The organism is Halobellus sp. Atlit-38R, from assembly GCF_003665925.1.
GTDB classification, from domain to species: Archaea; Halobacteriota; Halobacteria; order Halobacteriales; family Haloferacaceae; genus Haloquadratum; species Haloquadratum inordinatus.
Genome location: NZ_QXIJ01000425.1, coordinates 1 through 429, shown reverse-complemented (window position 1 = coordinate 429; position 429 = coordinate 1). Strand labels below are relative to the sequence as shown.

Sequence of the window (429 nt, the reverse complement as noted above, 5' to 3'; positions counted from 1 at the left end):
GCCGCCTCGCAGTACAAAGGCGATATCGGCGCGCCCGACGGGTCGACGCTCCAGTTCGGAGACAACTGGCTCGACCGCTAACAGAGATTCCACACAATGTCGATGTACAACTACGTCGTTCGGCGCGTCGGGTTCATGGCGGTGACGCTGTTTTTCGTCACGCTCATCGCCTTCGCCGTCACCAACATCCTGCCCGGTGACGTGGCCCTGCTCATCTTGGGCCCCAACGCGACCGAACAATCGCTCGAAGCGCTCCAAACCCAACTGGGACTCAACCGCCCGCTGTACGTGCAGTACATCGACTGGGTCGTCGGGCTCCTCCAGGGGAATATGGGCGAATCGCTCCGGTTCGGTGAGCCCGTGGCACAGCTCATCGCCGAGCTGCTTCCACGGTCGATGATGCTCGCGGTCGCCGCGACGCTCGTCGCC

Annotated in this window: 1 pseudogene; it reads left to right on the top strand. The window is 63.2% G+C overall.

Annotated features, from left to right (window positions below):
• Positions 1–96: 96 nt before the first annotated feature.
• Positions 97–429, top strand: a pseudogene (locus tag D3D02_RS20190) (ABC transporter permease); the annotation flags it as partial.